This is a genomic window from Lysinibacillus sp. NPDC097287 (assembly GCF_044761695.1).
Classification (GTDB): Bacteria; Bacillota; Bacilli; order Bacillales_A; family Planococcaceae; genus Lysinibacillus.
The window spans coordinates 1-1,219 of the sequence record NZ_JBIWCX010000073.1 but is presented as its reverse complement, the minus strand read 5'-3'; the positions used below and the strand labels follow the sequence as shown (position 1 = coordinate 1,219).

The window sequence follows — 1,219 nt, the reverse complement described above, 5'->3', positions numbered from 1 at the left end:
TCTGAGCGTGGACGTCCCCGGAAATCTGCCGTCGGTGTGGCTGGACCCGGAGCGCATAGGGCAAGTGTTGAGCAATCTGCTCGACAACGCACTGCGCCACAGTCGATCACAGAGCACAGTGAAGGTGCGGGGACGGGTGAAAGGGGATCGGTTCATCCTCACACTCACCGACGAAGGCGATGGAGTCGCCGCCGAGCACCTCCCCTATCTGTTCGAGCGTTTCTATCGCGCCGACGCAGCACGCGATCGTGCTCACGGAGGGGCAGGGATCGGACTGTCCATCGCGAAAGCACTCGTCGAAGCACACGGTGGACAGATCACCGCCGCGAGTGACGGAGCCGGGCAAGGCACCACCTTCGTTATCGCGTTGCCAGTACATCGTCCGAAAGGGCGGCACATCGACTGCCGGGGAACTGTCGATGCGTGACATTCGACGCGACATTCGAGGTAATGGAAACGCTCCGGGAACACCCACTCACCCCGCCGCTACCGGCACACCTGGTCAAGAACTCGTGAGGTGAACCGATCAATGACGATTCAAGAGACCAGAGCGCAGAGGTGACCCGGCCCGGGGACTTACACTTCGATCGCTGTGACGTAGGCACTCGCGCACACCGAACCCGAGACCAGGAACCAACTACTCAGGCTCTCCCCTGAACTGTGATACCGCACGGTCACGTCGTTTCCCGCGGTGATGGGAGAGCGATATTCGAGAATCGCTCGGTAGGGGAGTGGATTTCGGGGTCCGGCCCAATCTCTGATCAGGTCTTCGACAGGCTGCCAATACGTGGCGTTGTTGACGTGGTTGAACGGATCGATATCGCTCGATCGTAAGACGAATGTCGTTTCCTCCCCATCGCCCGGATGAGCGGTGTGCCAGGGTTTCCACTTCAATCGGTGATCGTTGGCGGTCGAACCGAGTCCGGCCATGAAACTCTCTTCGATCCTGGAAGGCATCCCGTTGACCGGATTGAGATTTATCCAGAATCCTTCGGTCTCGATCAAGCCGCAGCCGTAGGATTCGATGCGGACACGCATCGTGCACCACCTGCTCGACAACCCCGAGCACCATCTGCGCATGCGCACACGAGCCGGCCAGCTGACCGGACGAATGACATCGATGACTGTGCGGCGCACGACCCACACCGGGTGGGCAGCCGCTGCGCCGCTCGCATCGAGATCGTCGAAACCGATGTCCTGCAGATAACGTGCAACGCCA

At 60.4% G+C, this 1,219-nt stretch carries 2 protein-coding genes; one reads left to right on the top strand and one right to left on the bottom strand.

Translation table 11 applies throughout. The features are described 5' to 3' along the window. A partial coding sequence (locus tag ACIQ2D_RS22185) for a sensor histidine kinase (protein ID WP_402867439.1) occupies positions 1-427 on the top strand: 427 nt, incomplete at its 5' end. A 149-nt stretch (positions 428-576) separates the two neighbouring features. Here the strand turns inward: ACIQ2D_RS22185 and ACIQ2D_RS22180 are convergent. Further along, positions 577-1,219 (bottom strand): acyl-[acyl-carrier-protein] thioesterase (locus tag ACIQ2D_RS22180; protein ID WP_402867438.1); only part of this gene is annotated, 643 nt, incomplete at its 5' end.